The organism is Pseudomonas argentinensis (assembly GCF_001839655.2).
In the GTDB taxonomy this organism is placed as follows: domain Bacteria; phylum Pseudomonadota; class Gammaproteobacteria; order Pseudomonadales; family Pseudomonadaceae; genus Aquipseudomonas; species Aquipseudomonas argentinensis_B.
The window spans coordinates 125,089-142,320 of record NZ_CP056087.1 but is presented as its reverse complement, the minus strand read 5'-3'; the positions used below and the strand labels follow the sequence as shown (position 1 = coordinate 142,320).

Here is a 17,232-nt window from a genome sequence, read left to right as displayed (position 1 = left end):
CTAGAATAGATCGATCGGTGCGCTCTCGTCTGCCGGCAGTGGGCTGTTTGGCGCGCCCATGCCGGGGTCGAGCTCGTTCATCGGCGGTGGCGAATCTTCGCTCTTGAACAGCTCGAAGTAGGCATCCGGCGTGCCGGGTGCTGCGGCGCGGCCGCTGTGCGGATCGACGCGTAGGGTGAGTATGCCTTCGGGCTCGGCAGGGGCGTGGTTGGGCTTGTCCTTGAGGGCGGCGCCCATGTAGCTCATCCAGATCGGCAGTGCCACGGTGCCGCCGTATTCATGGCGGCCCAGGCTTTCCGGCTGGTCGAAACCGGCCCATACGGTGGTCACGTAGTCGGCGTTGTAACCGGAGAACCAGCTGTCCTTGGACTCGTTGGTGGTCCCGGTCTTGCCGGCCAGGTCGGTGCGGCCCAGGGCCATGGCCCGGCGCCCGGTGCCGCGCTTGATCACGTCCTGCAGCATGCTGGTCATGATGTAGGCGGTGCGCTCGTCGAGGATACGCTCGGCGGTTGCCGGCTCCGGGGCCTCCGGCAGTTGCTCGGGGGCCGCCTCGGCGGTGCTCATCACGCCTTCCTCGTTGACCGGCGGCGGCACTTCGGGCTTGGCTGCGTTGGGCACGGTCGGCGGGTTGGCGATGAACAGCGGGTCACCATGGCGGTTGTCGATGCGCTGGATCAGGTAGGGCTGCACCTTGTGGCCACCATTGGCGAACGCCGTCCAGCCCGTGGCGATTTCCATGGGCGTCAGGTTGGCCGTACCGAGTGCCAGGGACAGGTTGCGTGGCAGATCCTGTCGGTTGAAGCCGAAGCGCTCGATGTAGCGCAGGGTGTTCTCGATGCCCATGGCCTGCAGCAGGCGGATCGATACCAGGTTGCGCGACTTGTACAACGCTTCACGCAGACGGATGGGGCCGAGGAAGGTGTTGGTGTCGTTCTTCGGTCGCCAGACCTGGTCCATATAGTCGTCGACGAACACGATCGGTGCGTCGTTGACTAGGCTCGCGGCGGTGTAGCCGTTATCGAGCGCCGCGCTATAGATGAAGGGCTTGAAGCTCGAACCGGGCTGGCGCTTGGCCTGCACGGCGCGGTTGTAGTTGCTCTGCTCGAAGGAGAAGCCGCCGACCAGGGCGCGGATGGCGCCATTCTGCGGGTCGAGCGAGACCAGGGCACTTTGCGCGCTGGGCAGTTGCGCGAAGCGCAGGCTGCCGTCGTCCTGACGCTGGACGCGGATCAGGTCGCCGATCTGCGCCACATCCGCCGGTTGTTGCGGGCGTGGCCCCAGGCTGTTGGTGTTGAGGAAGGGGCGGGCCCATTTCATGCTGTCCCAGGACACCGCTTCCTCATCGCCGCGACGGGTCAGCACCAGGATGCCGCTCTTCTCCACCTGGGTGACGATCGCCGGCTCCAGGCCGCCGCGCAGGCCCTGCTTGCTGAGCTCGGTCTGCCAGGTTTCCCGGGTCATGCCGGGCAGGCGGCTTTCCGGGCCGCGATAGCCATGGCGCTGGTCGTATTCGATCAGGCCGTCGCGCAGGGCCTTGTTGGCCATGACCTGCAGGTCGCTGGGCACCGTGGTGGTGACGTTGAAGCCCTGGGTGTAGGCGTCGCTGCCGTAGCGGCCGACCATTTCGGCACGGGCCATCTCGGCCACGTAGGGCGCCGGCACTTCCGGTGTGGGCACGTGGTAGCTGGCGTCCACCGGCTCGGCGAGGGCGGTTTCGTAGCGCGCCTGGTCGATGCGCCCCAGGCGATGCATACGACCGAGAATCCAGTCGCGGCGCTCCTTGGCCCGGGTCGGATTGGTCAGCGGGTTGAACGCCGAAGGTGCCTTGGGAAGACCGGCTATCGTCGCAAGCTGCGAAAGGCTCAAGTCTCGGATGGATTTGCCGTAATAGACTTGGGCGGCGGCTTCGATGCCATAGGCGCGGTGTCCCAGGTAGATCTTGTTGACGTACAGCTCGAGGATTTCGTTCTTGCTCAGCTCGCGCTCGATCTGCAGGGCGAGCAGGATCTCGGTGATCTTGCGTGAAAAGCTGCGTTCGCTGGTGAGGAAGAAGTTCTTCGCCACCTGCATGGTGATGGTGCTGCCGCCGGACTGAATCTGACCTGTTTTCAATAATTGCGTGGCAGCGCGCATCAGGCTCGTAAGATCAACGCCATAATGGTTTGCGAAATTATCGTCTTCGGCCGCCAGCAGGGCGCTGGTGAAATCGGGCGGTATGTCGGCGAAGGCGATGGGCGAGCGGCGCATCTCGCCGAACTCGGCGATGAGTTTTCCGTCGCTGCTGTACACGCGAAGGGGTATCTGCAGCTCTATACTGCGCAAGGCATCGACAGAGGGTAGGGTCGGGCTCAGGTAGAGAAAGGCACCACTGACGGCGAGTACCAGCGCACAAAAAACGGCGATGACGGACCAGCAGAAAAACTTCAGCAAACGCATCAAGATTTTTGGATTTCCAGATAAAAGAATGAGTTAAGCGGAAGGCAAAATGAAAAGGCAAAAGCTGATCACATTATAAGCGTTTTTTTTGCCGGGGAGCCATTTGCGCTTCTGTCAAGTCTGCTATTTAATGTGGAAAAACATAAATCATCCGTAAGTTATGGATGTGAATAGGAAATCGGTCGTGCTAGGGCTCTTCAGTAAAAAAGCGAATACGCTTTTGGGGATCGATATAAGTTCGACCTCCGTCAAGCTCCTCGAATTGAGTCGCTCAGGTAGCCGCTACAAGGTAGAGGCCTACGCAGTCGAGCCGCTCCCCGCCAATGCTGTGGTCGAAAAGAACATCGCCGAACTCGAAGGGGTCGGCCAGGCGTTGTCGCGTGTCCTGGCCAAGGCCAAGACCAGCGTGCGCTCGGTTTCCGTGGCCGTTGCCGGCTCCGCGGTGATCACCAAGACCGTCGAGATGGAAGCGGGCCTGTCGGACGACGAGCTGGAGAACCAGCTCAAGCTCGAAGCCGACCAGTACATTCCCTACCCCCTGGAAGAGGTGGCGATCGACTTCGAAGTTCAGGGCATTTCGCCGCGCAACCCCGAGCGGGTCGAAGTGCTGCTTGCAGCCTGCCGCAAGGAAAACGTCGAGGTTCGCGAGGCCGCCCTGGCCCTTGCCGGGCTGACCGCCAAGGTCGTCGATGTCGAAGCCTATGCCCTCGAGCGTGCCTACGACCTGCTGGCCGAACAGCTCGGCGGTGGACACGACGAATTGACCGTGGCCGTCGTCGATATCGGCGCCACCATGACCACGCTCAGCGTGCTGCACAATGGCCGCACCATCTATACCCGCGAGCAGCTGTTCGGTGGCCGCCAGCTGACCGAGGAAATCCAGCGTCGCTATGGCCTGTCCGTCGATGAAGCGGGGCTTGCCAAGAAGCAGGGCGGCCTGCCCGACGACTACGAAAGCGAAGTGTTGCAGCCCTTCAAGGATGCATTGGTACAGCAGGTGTCGCGCTCTCTGCAGTTCTTCTTTGCCGCCGGCCAGTACAACGATGTGGATTACATCCTGCTGGCCGGTGGAACCGCCTCCATCCCGGATCTCGATCGCCTCATTCAGCAGAAGATAGGCACCCAGACCCTGGTCGCCAACCCGTTCGCGGACATGGCCCTGAGCGGCAAGGTCAATGCGGGGGCGCTGGCCAGTGATGCACCGGCACTGATGATTGCCTGCGGCCTGGCGATGAGGAGTTTCGACTGATGGCGCGGATTAACCTCCTTCCCTGGCGCGAGCAGCTTCGCGAAGAGCGCAAGCAGCGCTTCCTGGTGTCGCTGGGTGGCCTGCTGGTCGCCGCCGCAGCGCTGATCTTCCTGGGCGACCAGTACCTCAATGGTGAGATCGAGAATCAGCAGGCCCGTAACGACTTCGTGCGCAAGGAAATTGCCGTGCTCGACACCCGCATTGCGGAAATCAGCGAGCTGCGCACCCGCCGCCAGCAATTGCTGGAGCGGATGAAGATCATTCAGGACCTGCAGGGCAACCGTCCGATCATTGGCCATGTGTTCGACCAGTTGGTACGAACGCTGCCCGATGGCGTGTATTTCACCGGGGTGAAAATGACCGACAAGACCATCGCCATCGTCGGCGCGGCCGAGTCGAACAGCCGAGTGTCCAAACTGATGCGTGACATGGATGCCTCCGACTGGCTGACCGCGCCCAACCTGACCGAGGTCAAGGCCGTTACCGCCGGTGCAGTGGACCAGGCCAATACCTTCCAGCTGACCGTGCAGCAATCCAAGCCTGCCAAGGAAGAAGCGGAGGTCAAGCCATGAGCCTGAATGATTCTCTGGCCAGCCTGCGCAAGGTCGATATCAACGATCTCGATCTGAACAACATCGGCTCCTGGCCCGCCGCGGTCAAGGTGATCGCCGGCATTCTGGCCGTCGTGCTGGTTCTGGTGCTGGGCTACAACTTCCACCTGAAGGATCTGCAGGCCACATTGGATCAGCAGCGTCTGGATGAGGAAACCCTCAAGGAGCAGTTTTCCACCAAGGCGTTTCAGGCGGCCAACCTGGAGGCTTACCGCGAGCAGATGAAGGAGGCTGAGACGTCGTTCGGTGCTCTGCTCAAGCAGTTGCCCAGCGATACCGAAGTGCCGGGTCTGCTCGAAGACATCACCCGTATCGGCCTGGACAGCGGCCTGGAGTTCGAGGAGATCAAGTTGCTACCGGAAGTCACGCAGCCGTTCTATATCGAACTGCCTATCCAGATTCAGGTGGTCGGTGGCTACCATGACCTGGCGACCTTCGTCAGTGGCGTCGCCAGTCAGCCGCGCATCGTGACGCTGCATGATTTCGAACTGGTGCCGGCCGAGCAAGGCAGCACCTCGAAGCTGCGCATGAGTGTGCTGGCCAAGACCTACCGCTATAACGACAAGGGGGCACACCAATGAAACGTGTCCTTGTGCCTGGCCTGTTGCTGCTGACCCTGAGTGGCTGCGGCGGTGGTGACTTCAGCGATCTTCAAGCCTACATGGATGAGGTACGGGCGCGGCCCAAGGGCCAGATCGAGCCCTTGCCGCAACCTGAACCCTACGAAAGCTTCACCTACAGCGCTGCTGCCTTGCGCAGCCCATTCCAGCCGCCGGTGAAGATCGATATGGTCGCTCGGGCGAAAGGCAGCAAGGAAATCAAACCCGACGAAACGCGCGTGAAGCAGTTCCTCGAAGGGTTCAATATCGAGCTGTTCGAGATGGTCGGCACGCTGGCCAATGACAATGGTTCGTTCGCTCTGGTGAGCGGTGCGGGCGGAGTCCATCGCGTCAAGGTTGGGGATTACCTGGGACGTAATGAAGGCCGCATCGTCGCCATCGACAGCGCCAAGATCGACGTTATCGAAATTGTCCCGGATGGCGACGGCGGCTGGCTCGAACGTCCTCGTACCCTCACTCTGAAGGAACGCTCCTGAGGAGCGAGGTGAAGCATGAACAGAAATAACCGGTCTGCCAAACGGAATCCAAGCATGAACAGCTCTCTCTCTCGCCTAAGCCTCTCGCTGCTGGTGGCACTGCTCTCTCCTGCCGCTCTGGCCGCCAACCTGCAGGCGCTGGATGTGGCGGCTCTGCCGGGCGACCGTGTCGAGCTGAAACTGTCCTTCGATGAGCCGGTGGCGGCGCCGCGCGGCTATACCATCGAGCAGCCGGCGCGTATCGCACTGGATCTGCCCGGCGTGTCCAACAAGCTGGGTGTGAAGAACCGCGAGCTGGGCATGGGCAACGCGCGCAGTGTCACCGTGGTCGAGGCCAAGGATCGCACGCGGCTGATCATCAACCTGACCAACCTGTCGCCCTACAACACCCGCACCGAAGGCAACAACCTGTTCGTGCAGGTCGGTACCGGCGTGGCCACATCGGCAACCGCCACGGCAGCGGCGCCGGTGAGCGCGCCTGCGCCAGCGGCGGCCCGTCCTGCTCAGGCGGCAACGCCAGTTGCGGCGCCGGCAGCGCCCAAGGTATTCGGCGCCGTCAACAAGTCGATCAGCAATATCGACTTCCAGCGCGGCGAGCAGGGCGAGGGCAATGTCGTCATCAACCTGTCCGATGCGTCTGTCAGCCCTGATATTCAGGAGCGTGGCGGCAAGATCATCCTCAATTTCAACCGCACCCAGCTGCCCGAGGCCCTGCGTGTGCGCCTGGACGTCAAGGACTTCGCCACCCCGGTGCAGTTCGTCAGTGCCAGCGGTACTGGCGACGACGCCAGTATTGTGATCGAGCCGGTAGGGGCCTTCGATTACCTGGCCTACCAGACCGAGAACAAGCTGACCCTCAGCGTCAAGCCGCTGACCCAGGAAGATGCCGACAAGCGTCAGGCCGAGCGTTTCGCCTATACCGGCGAGAAGCTGTCGCTGAACTTCCAGGATATCGACGTGCGTTCGGTGCTGCAGCTGATCGCCGATTTCACCGATTTGAACCTGGTCGCCAGTGACACGGTGGCGGGCAATATCACCCTGCGTCTGCAGAACGTGCCGTGGGACCAGGCGCTGGATCTGGTGCTCAAGACCAAAGGCCTCGACAAGCGTCAGGTCGGCAACGTGCTGCTGGTCGCGCCGGCGGAAGAGATTGCCGCCCGTGAGCGTCAGGAGCTGGAGTCGCAGAAGCAGATCGCCGAACTGGCCCCGCTGCGCCGTGAGCTGATTCAGGTCAACTACGCCAAGGCCGAGGATATGGCCAAGTTGTTCCAGTCGGTGACCAGTGCTGATGGTGGCGTACCGGACGATCGCGGGTCCATCACGGTCGATGAGCGCACCAATAGCATCATCGCTTATCAGACTCAGGAGCGGCTGGACGAGCTGCGCCGTATCGTGGCGCAGCTCGATGTGGCGGTGCGTCAGGTGATGATCGAGGCGCGTATTGTTGAGGCCAATGTGAATTACAGCAAGGCGCTTGGTGTGCGCTGGGGCGGTACCCTCGGTAATGCGGGGTCCAGATGGCGCGCTTATGGTAAGGATGGAAATCTGGGGATCGAGGAGGATGGTGTAGGTAACTGCGGCCCCTTCGCAGGAAGCTGCTCTCGACCAACCACCGAAGACGGCAATTCACCGGTTCCTTTCGTAGACATGGGCGTTCAGGGCAGCACATCTGGCATTGGCATTGGCTTTATCACCAACAGCGCCATTATCGATCTGCAGCTTTCAGCCATGGAGAGTTCGGGCAACGGCGAAGTCGTTTCTCAGCCTAAGGTGGTTACCTCGGATAAGGAAACCGCAAAAATTCTGAAAGGCCAGGAAATTCCGTACCAGGAGGCTAGTTCCAGCGGTGCGACAAGCACATCGTTCAAAGAGGCAGCTTTGTCTCTTGAGGTGACTCCGCAAATTACCCCGGACAATCGCATCATCATGGAAGTAAAAGTCAATAAGGATGCGCCTGACTATCAGAACGAATTGAACGGAGTTCCACCGATTAGCAAGAACGAAGTCAATGCTAAAGTTCTGGTATCTGATGGTGAGACGATCGTGATTGGTGGCGTGTTCGAGAATACTCAGACGAAAGCAACCGAGAAGGTGCCTTTCCTTGGTGATGTACCTTACTTGGGGCGCTTGTTCCGACGCGACATCGTCAATGACAACAAGACCGAGTTGCTGGTTTTCATCACTCCGCGCATCATGAACACTTCTGCGGTGGCTGTGAGCCAGTGATTTGTGCGTAATCTGATCCTTGTCGGCCCGATGGGTGCTGGAAAAAGCACCATCGGGCGTTTGCTGGCCAAAGAGCTGCGGTTGCCATTCAAGGACTCCGACAAGGAGATCGAACAGCGTACCGGTGCCGATATACCCTGGATTTTCGATGTCGAGGGCGAGCAGGGTTTTCGCGAACGCGAGCAGGCAGTGATCTGCTCGCTGTGCGAGACCGATGGGCTGGTGCTGGCTACGGGCGGTGGCGCGGTATTGCGACCGCAGAATCGCCAGGCGCTGCGCGACAGTGGTCGGGTTGTGTATCTGCATGCGTCCGTGGAACAGCAGATCGACCGCACGGCCCGTGATCGCAATCGCCCCTTGTTGCGTGCGCCCAATCCCGGGCAGGTGCTTGCTGACCTGCTGGCCATTCGTGATCCGCTGTATCGGGAAATCGCGGATGTGATCATCGAGACCGATGAGCGTCCGCCGCGAATGGTGGTTCAGGAAATTCTCGAGCGGCTGGAAGCGCTGGCGCCCCGTTAATGACAGGGCAGAACTGCGCTATCCTAGAGCCCTTTTTCAATCGGGGGCTCCATGCAAACACTTCATGTTGATCTCGCTGAGCGCAGCTACCCCATTCATATCGGGGCGGGCCTGCTGAGCCGCGCCGATCTGTTGGCGCCGCATATCGTCGGCCGTCAGGTGGCCATCGTCACCAACCAGACCATCGCGCCGCTTTATCTCAAGGCATTGCAGGACACCCTCGCCGACTACCGCGTCACCCCGATCGTGCTGCCCGATGGCGAGGCGTTCAAGAACTGGGAAACCTTGCAGAGCATCTTCGATGGTCTGCTCGGCGCTCGCCATGATCGGCGTACCACCGTCCTCGCCCTTGGTGGTGGGGTAATCGGCGATATGGCCGGCTTCGCCGCGGCCTGCTATCAGCGCGGCGTGAACTTCATCCAATTGCCGACTACCCTGCTGTCCCAGGTCGACTCGTCGGTAGGGGGCAAGACCGGCATCAACCACCCGCTGGGCAAGAACATGGTCGGTGCGTTCTACCAGCCGCAGGCCGTGCTGATCGATACGCGCAGCCTGGATACCCTGCCGCCGCGTGAACTGTCGGCGGGCCTGGCTGAGGTGATCAAGTACGGGCTGATCTGCGACGCGCCGTTTCTCGACTGGCTCGAGGAGAACATGGCTGCCTTGCGCCGCCTGGATCAGGCCGCGCTGACCGAGGCCATCGAGCGCTCCTGTGCGGCCAAGGCGCGGGTCGTCGGTGCTGACGAAAAGGAAACCGGTGTGCGCGCCACGCTGAACCTGGGCCATACCTTCGGGCATGCCATCGAGACGCAGATGGGCTATGGCGTCTGGCTGCACGGTGAAGCCGTGGCGGCAGGAACGGTGATGGCCCTGGAGATGTCTCATCGCCTGGGCTGGATCAATGCCGAGGAGCGTGATCGTGGTATTCGTCTGTTCCAGGCTGCTGGCCTGCCTGTGGTGCCGCCGCAGGCGATGACGCCCGGACAGTTCCTCGAGCACATGGCCGTGGACAAGAAAGTGCTGGATGGTCAATTGCGCCTGGTGCTGCTGCGTTCGCTGGGCGAAGCGGTGGTGACCAGCGATTACCCGGCAGACATATTGAGTGCCACCCTGGCCGCCGATTACTCGGCGCTGGTGGCCCGGCTTAACAATCAGTGAGTATTCAATGACCAGTTTGCACGCCGACGAAGCATTTCTCGACCACTACCAGTTCACCCACGATCCCTTCGCGGCACGGGTGCCTGGCTTCAAGTTTTTCCCGGCGCAGCGCAAGCCGGTGCTCGGGCAGCTGCATCACCTGGCGCGCTACAGCCAGTTGCTGCTGGTGGTCACCGGCCCCGCGGGCAGCGGCAAGACCCTGCTGCGCCAGGCGCTGGTCGCCAGCACCAACAAGCAGGCGGTGCACAACGTGGTGGTCTCGGCCCAAGGCGCGGCGGATCCTGCGACCCTGATGCGCCATGTCGCCCAGGGTTTGAATACCCAGCAGACCGATCGCGCCTCGCTGCTCGGTCAGGTTGGCCAGCTGTCTTTGACCGGGCAGGAGGTCTACCTGCTGATCGACGATGCCGAGGAGCTCAGCGATGCGGCGATCGATGAACTGCTGATCCTGGCGCAAGGCAACAGCGAAGGTCGTCCCCACGTCTTCCTGTTCGCCGATAGCGATCTGATCGCCCGCCTGGATGCCCTGAGCAATGGCGAAGAATCCTTCCATGTGATCGAGCTGCAGCCCTACAGCGAAGACGAGACCCGTGAATACCTGGCCGTTCGCCTGGAGGGGGCGGCCCAGGGCATCGACCTGCTGTCCGAAGAGCAGATCGAGCTGATTCACGAGCGCTCTGGTGGCTGGCCGGGTGAAATCAACCGGGTGGCGCGCGATGTGCTGATCGATGCCATGGCCGCGCGCCGTGGCGCGGTAAAGGGTGGTGGTTTCGCGCTCAAGCTGCCCAAGAAGCACCTGCTCGCGCTGGGCGTGGTCGCTGTCGGTGTGGCTGCTGCCCTGCTGATGCAAGGCCGCTCCGAGCCAACCGATGCACAGGCACCGGCCCAGGCCCAGCTGCCCATGGGCGCAACGCCGCAGCCTGAAACTGCACCTGGTGCACCGGCTGGCGCTGAGCAGGGCGCTGATGGTCGGCCGCCGATCGAGTTCGCGGGCAGCAACCAGCCGCTGCCGTTGCCGCTGGTCGGTCAGTCGCAGCCGGTGATCCGCCAGCCCCTGGCCCAGGCAGCGGGTGAAACCGACGGCGAGGCGAACGTCGAATTGCCGGAGTCCACGCCGGCTGCGCCGGTGAACATTCCCCCGACTGCCGCGCAGAACGTGCCCACGCCAACGCCTGCTCCGGCGCCGCAAGTGGCCACGCCCGTTGTACCCCAGCCGAAACCGGCTGAGCAGCCGAAGCCAGTGCAGCAGCCCAGGCCGGTCGAACAGCCCAAGCCCGCTACACCGCCTGCCACGGCAGCCCGGCCTGCACCGGCGACGCCAGCACCGGCCACGGCGGGTGGCTCGCAAGCCAATAGCTGGTATGCGGCGCAGAGCAAGAGCCACTACACCCTGCAGGTACTGGGCACCAGTACCGAGGCCGCGGCGCGCTCCTTTGTCAGTCAGAACGGCGCGCAGTACCGCTACTTCAAGAAGATGCACCAGGGTAAGCCACTTTTCGTCATCACTTATGGTAGCTTTGCCACCCGCGACGCCGCTCAGGCTGCCGTGAAGACCCTGCCCGCCAAGGTTCAGGCCGGCAAGCCATGGCCGAAATCCTTCGCCAGTGTCACCCAGGAAATGGCGCCCTGACCGAAACGAGCCCGTTACGCACACACTGACGTAACGGGCTCTTTCATTTTTGCGACATTTTATTCCTGTTTTTCGTCACATTGTTCTTTGTGACGCCTATCTCGCTATGTACAATGCCCTCCGTTTGCCTGCGCAACGCGGCGTCTAGACCTGCGCGCGGATTAGAGAAAACGCCTGAGAAAGGCTGTCTGGTGAGAGTCCCCTATGAAAGCAGGTTTGTACCGTCCTGATGAGTTCAAGGATAACTGCGGCTTCGGCCTGATCGCCCACATGCAGGGTGAGGCCAGCCATCACCTGTTGCAGACCGCGATCGAAGCCCTGACCTGCATGACCCACCGTGGCGGCATCAACGCCGACGGCAAGACGGGTGATGGCTGCGGTTTGCTGATTCAAAAGCCCGATCTGTTCCTGCGCGCCGTGGCCCAGGCAACCTTTGGCGTCGAACTGCCCAAGCAGTATGCCGTTGGCATGGTCTTTCTCAATCAGGATGACGCCAGGGCCAGTGCTGCTCGCGACAACATGAACCGCGAGATCCAGGCGGCTGGCCTGAGCCTGGTCGGCTGGCGCAAGGTGCCGATCGATACCCGCGTGCTTGGCCAGCTGGCGCTGGAACGCCTGCCGCAGATCGAGCAGGTGTTCATCGGCGGTGAAGGCCTGAGCGACCAGGAGTTCGCCATCAAGCTGTTCTGCGCGCGCCGCCGCTCCTCGGTGGCCAACGCCGCGGACACCGAGCACTACATCTGCAGCTTCTCGCACAAGACCATCATCTACAAAGGCCTGATGATGCCGGCCGACCTGCAGCAGTTCTACCCGGACCTGGGTGACGAGCGCCTGCAGACCGCCATCTGCGTCTTTCACCAGCGTTTCTCCACCAACACCCTGCCGAAGTGGCCGCTGGCCCAGCCGTTCCGTTTCCTCGCCCACAACGGCGAGATCAACACCATCACCGGCAACCGCAACTGGGCCCAGGCGCGCCGCACCAAGTTCGAGAACGGCCAGATCCCGGCCCTCGACGAGCTCGGCCCGCTGGTCAACCGCGTCGGCTCCGACTCCTCGAGCATGGACAACATGCTCGAACTGATGGTCACCGGCGGCATCGACCTGTTCCGCGGCGTGCGCATGATCATTCCGCCGGCCTGGCAGAACGTCGAGACCATGGACGCCGACCTGCGCGCGTTCTACGAATACAACTCCATGCATATGGAGCCCTGGGATGGCCCGGCCGGCGTGGTGCTGACCGATGGCCGCCACGCCGTGTGCCTGCTCGACCGCAATGGCCTGCGCCCGGCGCGCTGGGTGACCACCAGCAACGGCTACATCACCCTGGCCTCGGAAATCGGCGTGTGGAATTACCAGCCCGAAGACGTGGTCGCCAAGGGCCGCGTCGGTCCGGGCCAGATCCTCGCTGTCGACACCGAAACCGGCCAGGTACTGACCACCGACGACATCGACAACCGCCTCAAGTCGCGCCACCCCTACAAGCAGTGGCTGCGCAAGAGCGCGCTGCGCGTGCGTGCGACCATGGAAGACAACGACCATGGCTCGGCCTTCTACGAGGCCGATCAGCTCAAGCAGTACATGAAGATGTTCCAAGTCACCTTCGAGGAGCGTGACCAGGTGCTGCGCCCGCTCGCCGAGCAGGGCCAGGAAGCGGTCGGTTCCATGGGTGACGACACGCCGATGGCCGTGCTGAGCCAGCGCGTGCGCTCGCCGTACGATTATTTCCGCCAGCAGTTCGCCCAGGTCACCAACCCGCCGATCGACCCGCTTCGCGAAGCCATCGTCATGTCGCTGGAGATCTGCCTCGGCGCCGAGCGCAATATCTTCGAGGAGTCGCCCGAGCACGCCATTCGCGTGATCCTCAGCTCGCCGGTGATCTCCCCGGCCAAGTGGCGCACCCTGATGAACCTGGATCGCCCGGGCTTCGAGCGCCAGATCATCGACCTCAACTACGACGAGTCGATCGGCCTGGAAGCGGCCGTGCGCAACATGGCCGACCAGGCCGAAGAAGCCGTGCGCGCCGGCAAGGTATTGCTGGTACTCAGCGACCGCCATATCGCCCCGGGCAAGCTGCCGGCCCACGCCGCGCTGGTCACCGGTGCGGTGCACCACCGCCTGACCGAGACCGGCCTGCGTTGCGACTGCAACATCCTGGTGGAAACCGCCACTGCCCGTGACCCGCACCACTACGCGGTGCTGATCGGCTTCGGCGCCTCGGCGGTCTATCCGTTCCTGGCCTACGAAGTGCTGGGCGACCTGATCCGCACCGGCGAAGTGCTGGGCGACCTGTACGAAGTCTTCAAGTACTACCGCAAGGGCATCTCCAAGGGCCTCTTGAAGATCCTCTCGAAGATGGGCATCTCCACCGTCGGTTCCTACCGCGGCGCCCAGCTGTTCGAAGCCGTTGGCCTGGCCGACGAGGTCACCGACCTGTGCTTCCGGGGTGTGCCGAGCCGCCTCAAGGGCGCGCGTTTCGCCGACCTGGAAGCCGAGCAGAAGGCCCTGGCCGCCGAAGCCTGGAACAACCGCAAGGCCATCCAGCAGGGCGGTTTGCTCAAGTTCGTCTATGGCGGCGAGTACCACGCCTACAACCCGGACGTGGTCAACACCCTACAGGCCGCGGTAAAGCAGGGCAGCTACGAGAAATTCAAGGAATACACCGCACTGGTCGACACCCGCCCGGTGTCGATGCTGCGCGACCTGCTGCAGGTCAAGCTGGCCGACCAGCCGCTGAGCCTGGATGAAGTCGAGCCGCTGGAGGTGATCTTCAAGCGCTTCGATGCCGCCGGGATCTCCCTGGGCGCCCTGTCGCCCGAGGCCCACGAAGCCCTGGCCGAGGCGATGAACCGCCTGGGCGCCCGCTCCAACTCCGGCGAAGGCGGTGAAGACCCGGCGCGTTACGGCACCATCAAGAGCTCGAAGATCAAGCAGATCGCCACCGGCCGCTTCGGCGTGACCCCGGAATACCTGGTCAATGCCGAAGTGCTGCAGATCAAGGTGGCCCAGGGCGCCAAGCCGGGCGAGGGCGGCCAGCTGCCAGGCGGCAAGGTCAACGGCCTGATCGCCAAGCTGCGCTATGCGGTGCCGGGCGTGACGCTGATCTCGCCGCCGCCGCACCACGACATCTACTCCATCGAAGACCTGGCGCAGCTGATCTATGACCTCAAGCAGGTCAACCCCAGCGCCCTGGTCTCGGTGAAGCTGGTCTCCGAAGCCGGCGTCGGCACCATCGCTGCCGGCGTCGCCAAGGCCTACGCCGACCTGATCACCATTTCCGGTTACGACGGCGGTACCGGCGCTTCGCCGCTGACCTCCATCAAGTACGCCGGCGCGCCGTGGGAACTGGGCCTCGCCGAGACCCACCAGACCCTGCGCGGCAACGACCTGCGCGGCAAGGTGCGGGTGCAGACCGATGGCGGCCTGAAGACCGGCCTGGACGTGATCAAGGCCGCCATCCTCGGCGCCGAGAGCTTCGGCTTCGGCACCGCGCCGATGGTCGCCCTGGGCTGCAAGTACCTGCGTATCTGCCACCTGAACAACTGCGCCACCGGCGTGGCCACCCAGAACGACAAGCTGCGCAAGGACCACTTCATCGGCACCGTCGACATGGTGGTGAATTTCTTCACCTATGTGGCCGAAGAAACCCGCGAGTGGCTGGCCAAGCTGGGCGTGCGCAGCCTCGGCGAGCTGATCGGTCGTACCGACCTGCTCGACGTGCTGCCGGGCGAAAGCGCCAAGCAGAACCACCTGGATCTGACCCCGCTGCTGGGCAGCGACCATATCCCGGCGGACAAGCCGCAGTTCTGCGAGGTCGACCGCAACCCGCCGTTCGACCAGGGCCTGCTGGCCGAGGAAATGCTGTCCATGGCCAAGTCGGCCATCGATGGCGCCAGCGGCGGCGAGTTCGAACTCGACATCTGCAACTGCGACCGTTCCATCGGTGCCCGCGTCTCCGGCGAGATCGCCCGGGTGCACGGCAACCAGGGCATGGTCAAGGCGCCAATCACCTTCCGCTTCAAGGGCACGGCCGGGCAGAGCTTCGGCGTGTGGAACGCCGGCGGCCTGAACCTGTACCTCGAAGGCGACGCCAACGACTACGTCGGCAAGGGCATGACTGCCGGCAAGTTGGTGATCGTGCCGCCGAAGGGCAGCCCGTTCGCCACCCAAGACAGCGCGATCATCGGCAACACCTGCCTGTACGGTGCCACTGGCGGCAAGCTGTTCGCCGCCGGCACCGCGGGCGAGCGTTTCGCGGTGCGCAACTCCGGCGCCCATGCGGTGGTCGAGGGTGTGGGCGACCACTGCTGCGAATACATGACCGGCGGCTTCGTCTGCGTGCTGGGCAAGACCGGCTACAACTTCGGTTCCGGCATGACCGGCGGCTTCGCCTACGTGCTCGACCTGGACAACAGCTTCTATGACCGTGTGAACCACGAACTGGTGGAAATCCAGCGCATCAACAGCGAGTCCATGGAGGCCTACCGTAGCCACCTGGAGCGCGTGCTGGTCGAGTACGTCGAAGAGACGTCGAGCGAGTGGGGCCGTAACCTGCTGGAAAACCTGGACGACTACCTGCGCAAGTTCTGGCTGGTCAAGCCCAAGGCCGCGAACCTCAAGTCGCTGCTCTCCAGCATCCGCGCCAACCCGCAATAAAACAGCTGCAAGTGGCAAGCCTCAAGCTGCAAGTTGGGAGCAGGGGCGTGCCGGCCACCGTGATTGTCTTGCGGCTTGCAGCTTGAAGCTTGCCGCCGCTGTTAAGAGGTTTATGACATGGCTGAACGTCTGAATAACGACTTCCAGTTCATCGAAGTCGGGCGTAAAGACCCGAAGAAGAAGCTGCTGCGTCAGCGCAAGAAGGAATTCGTCGAGATCTACGACACCTTCAAGCCGGCCCAGGCCAGCGACCAGGCGCACCGCTGCCTGGGTTGCGGCAACCCGTATTGCGAGTGGAAGTGCCCGGTGCACAACTTCATCCCCAACTGGTTGAAGCTGGTCTCCGAGGGCAACATCCTGGCCGCCGCCGAGCTGAGCCACCAGACCAACACCCTGCCGGAAGTCTGCGGCCGCGTGTGCCCGCAGGACCGTCTCTGCGAGGGCGCCTGTACCCTCAACGACGGCTTCGGCGCGGTGACCATCGGCTCGGTGGAGAAGTACATCACCGACACCGCCTTCGCCATGGGCTGGCGCCCGGACATGTCCAAGGTCAAGCCGACCGGCAAGCGGGTCGCGGTGATCGGCGCTGGGCCGGCCGGCCTGGGCTGTGCCGACGTGCTGGTGCGCAACGGCGTGACCCCGGTGGTGTTCGACAAGAACCCGGAGATCGGCGGCCTGCTGACCTTCGGCATCCCCGAGTTCAAGCTGGAAAAGACCGTGCTCAGCAACCGCCGCGAAGTCTTCACCGGCATGGGCATCGAGTTCCGCCTGAACACCGAAGTGGGCAAGGACGTCACCCTGCAGCAGCTGCTGGATGAATACGATGCCGTGTTCATGGGCATGGGCACCTACACCTACATGAAGGGCGGCTTCCCCGGCGAGGACCTGCCGGGCGTGCACGATGCGCTGGATTTCCTGATCGCCAACGTCAACCGCAACCTCGGTTTCGAGAAGGCGCCGGAAGACTTCGTCGACATGAAGGGCAAGCGCGTCGTGGTGCTCGGCGGTGGCGACACCGCCATGGACTGCAACCGCACCTCGATCCGCCAGGGTGCCAAGGCCGTGACCTGCGCCTACCGCCGCGACGAGGCGAACATGCCGGGCTCGCGCAAGGAAGTGAAGAACGCCAAGGAAGAGGGCGTGAAGTTCCTGTTCAACCGCCAGCCCATCGCCATCGTCGGCGAAGACCGGGTCGAAGGCGTCAAGGTGGTCGAGACCCGCCTCGGCGAGCCGGATGCCCGTGGCCGTCGCAGTCCCGAGCCGATCCCGGGCTCCGAGGAAATCATCCCGGCCGAAGCCGTGCTGATCGCCTTCGGCTTCCGCCCGAGCCCGGCGCCCTGGTTCGAGGAGTTCGACATCCGTATCGATACCCAGGGCCGCGTGGTCGCGCCGGAAAAGGCCACCTTCAAGCACCAGACCAGCAACCCGAAGGTGTTTGCCGGCGGTGACATGGTGCGCGGCTCCGACCTGGTGGTTACCGCCATCTACGAAGGGCGCAACGCCGCTGAAGGGATTCTCGACTACCTCGGCGTCTAAGCGACAGCGCTCGGCGAGCCGTCAGGCATTTGCCCGCGACAAATTGACCCGATAGAGAAAAGGCACGGCCCTCGCCGTGCCTTTTGTTTTGGGGTCTGCGAAAATGCCCGCACTT

The 17,232-nt window shown here is 63.0% G+C and carries 11 protein-coding genes; 10 read left to right on the top strand and 1 reads right to left on the bottom strand.

What is annotated here, in order from left to right:
• The gene (locus SA190iCDA_RS00655) at nucleotides 1-2,436 is read right to left on the bottom strand and encodes a penicillin-binding protein 1A (protein ID WP_419203826.1); all 2,436 of its coding nucleotides are present in this window, start codon (nucleotides 2,434-2,436) and stop codon (nucleotides 1-3) included.
• 184 nt (nucleotides 2,437-2,620) lie between these two features.
• On the opposite strand from SA190iCDA_RS00655, the gene SA190iCDA_RS00650 reads away from it, so the two are divergent.
• The 10 genes from SA190iCDA_RS00650 to SA190iCDA_RS00605 all read left to right on the top strand — a co-directional run bounded on the left by SA190iCDA_RS00650 (nucleotide 2,621) and on the right by SA190iCDA_RS00605 (nucleotide 17,117).
• On the top strand, nucleotides 2,621-3,685 hold the full coding sequence (locus SA190iCDA_RS00650) for a pilus assembly protein PilM (protein WP_070885969.1): 1,065 nt from the start codon (nucleotides 2,621-2,623) through the stop codon (nucleotides 3,683-3,685).
• Complete coding sequence (locus SA190iCDA_RS00645; RefSeq protein WP_070885970.1) at nucleotides 3,685-4,257, top strand: PilN domain-containing protein; 573 nt, start codon at nucleotides 3,685-3,687, stop codon at nucleotides 4,255-4,257. Before SA190iCDA_RS00650 ends, SA190iCDA_RS00645 begins: the two co-directional genes overlap by 1 nt.
• Nucleotides 4,254-4,877: a type 4a pilus biogenesis protein PilO gene (gene pilO / locus SA190iCDA_RS00640; RefSeq protein ID WP_070885971.1), complete on the top strand. Its 624-nt coding sequence runs from the start codon at nucleotides 4,254-4,256 to the stop codon at nucleotides 4,875-4,877. Before SA190iCDA_RS00645 ends, pilO begins: the two co-directional genes overlap by 4 nt.
• A complete protein-coding gene (pilP, locus tag SA190iCDA_RS00635) occupies nucleotides 4,874-5,392 on the top strand; it encodes a type 4a pilus biogenesis lipoprotein PilP (protein WP_070885972.1) in 519 nt (172 codons plus the stop codon). Before pilO ends, pilP begins: the two co-directional genes overlap by 4 nt.
• Nucleotides 5,393-5,446: 54 nt before the next feature.
• Complete coding sequence (gene pilQ / locus SA190iCDA_RS00630; protein WP_070885973.1) at nucleotides 5,447-7,618, top strand: type IV pilus secretin PilQ; 2,172 nt, start codon at nucleotides 5,447-5,449, stop codon at nucleotides 7,616-7,618.
• Nucleotides 7,619-7,621: 3 nt separating this feature from the next.
• Complete coding sequence (aroK, locus tag SA190iCDA_RS00625; RefSeq protein WP_027903890.1) at nucleotides 7,622-8,140, top strand: shikimate kinase AroK; 519 nt, start codon at nucleotides 7,622-7,624, stop codon at nucleotides 8,138-8,140.
• Nucleotides 8,141-8,191: 51 nt separating this feature from the next.
• Nucleotides 8,192-9,298: a 3-dehydroquinate synthase gene (gene aroB, locus SA190iCDA_RS00620; RefSeq protein ID WP_070885974.1), complete on the top strand. Its 1,107-nt coding sequence runs from the start codon at nucleotides 8,192-8,194 to the stop codon at nucleotides 9,296-9,298.
• Between the two features lie 7 nt (nucleotides 9,299-9,305).
• The gene (locus tag SA190iCDA_RS00615; protein ID WP_070885975.1) at nucleotides 9,306-10,928 is read left to right on the top strand and encodes an AAA family ATPase; all 1,623 of its coding nucleotides are present in this window, start codon (nucleotides 9,306-9,308) and stop codon (nucleotides 10,926-10,928) included.
• Between the two features lie 204 nt (nucleotides 10,929-11,132).
• Nucleotides 11,133-15,581: a glutamate synthase large subunit gene (gltB, locus tag SA190iCDA_RS00610; RefSeq protein WP_070885976.1), complete on the top strand. Its 4,449-nt coding sequence runs from the start codon at nucleotides 11,133-11,135 to the stop codon at nucleotides 15,579-15,581.
• A 117-nt stretch (nucleotides 15,582-15,698) separates the two neighbouring features.
• On the top strand, nucleotides 15,699-17,117 hold the full coding sequence (locus tag SA190iCDA_RS00605; protein ID WP_070885977.1) for an FAD-dependent oxidoreductase: 1,419 nt from the start codon (nucleotides 15,699-15,701) through the stop codon (nucleotides 17,115-17,117).
• Nucleotides 17,118-17,232: the final 115 nt, after the last annotated feature.

Excerpts from the sequence above, each read along its gene's own strand:
- pilQ (WP_070885973.1), top strand. The coding sequence starts at position 5,447 with ATGAACAGCTCTCTCTCTCGCCTAAGCCTCTCGCTGCTGGTGGCACTG.
- SA190iCDA_RS00605 (WP_070885977.1), top strand. The coding sequence starts at position 15,699 with ATGGCTGAACGTCTGAATAACGACTTCCAGTTCATCGAAGTCGGGCGT.
- SA190iCDA_RS00655 (WP_419203826.1), bottom strand. The coding sequence starts at position 2,436 with ATGCGTTTGCTGAAGTTTTTCTGCTGGTCCGTCATCGCCGTTTTTTGT.
- SA190iCDA_RS00645 (WP_070885970.1), top strand. The coding sequence starts at position 3,685 with ATGGCGCGGATTAACCTCCTTCCCTGGCGCGAGCAGCTTCGCGAAGAG.
- SA190iCDA_RS00615 (WP_070885975.1), top strand. The coding sequence starts at position 9,306 with ATGACCAGTTTGCACGCCGACGAAGCATTTCTCGACCACTACCAGTTC.
- aroB (WP_070885974.1), top strand. The coding sequence starts at position 8,192 with ATGCAAACACTTCATGTTGATCTCGCTGAGCGCAGCTACCCCATTCAT.
- pilP (WP_070885972.1), top strand. The coding sequence starts at position 4,874 with ATGAAACGTGTCCTTGTGCCTGGCCTGTTGCTGCTGACCCTGAGTGGC.
- gltB (WP_070885976.1), top strand. The coding sequence starts at position 11,133 with ATGAAAGCAGGTTTGTACCGTCCTGATGAGTTCAAGGATAACTGCGGC.
- pilO (WP_070885971.1), top strand. The coding sequence starts at position 4,254 with ATGAGCCTGAATGATTCTCTGGCCAGCCTGCGCAAGGTCGATATCAAC.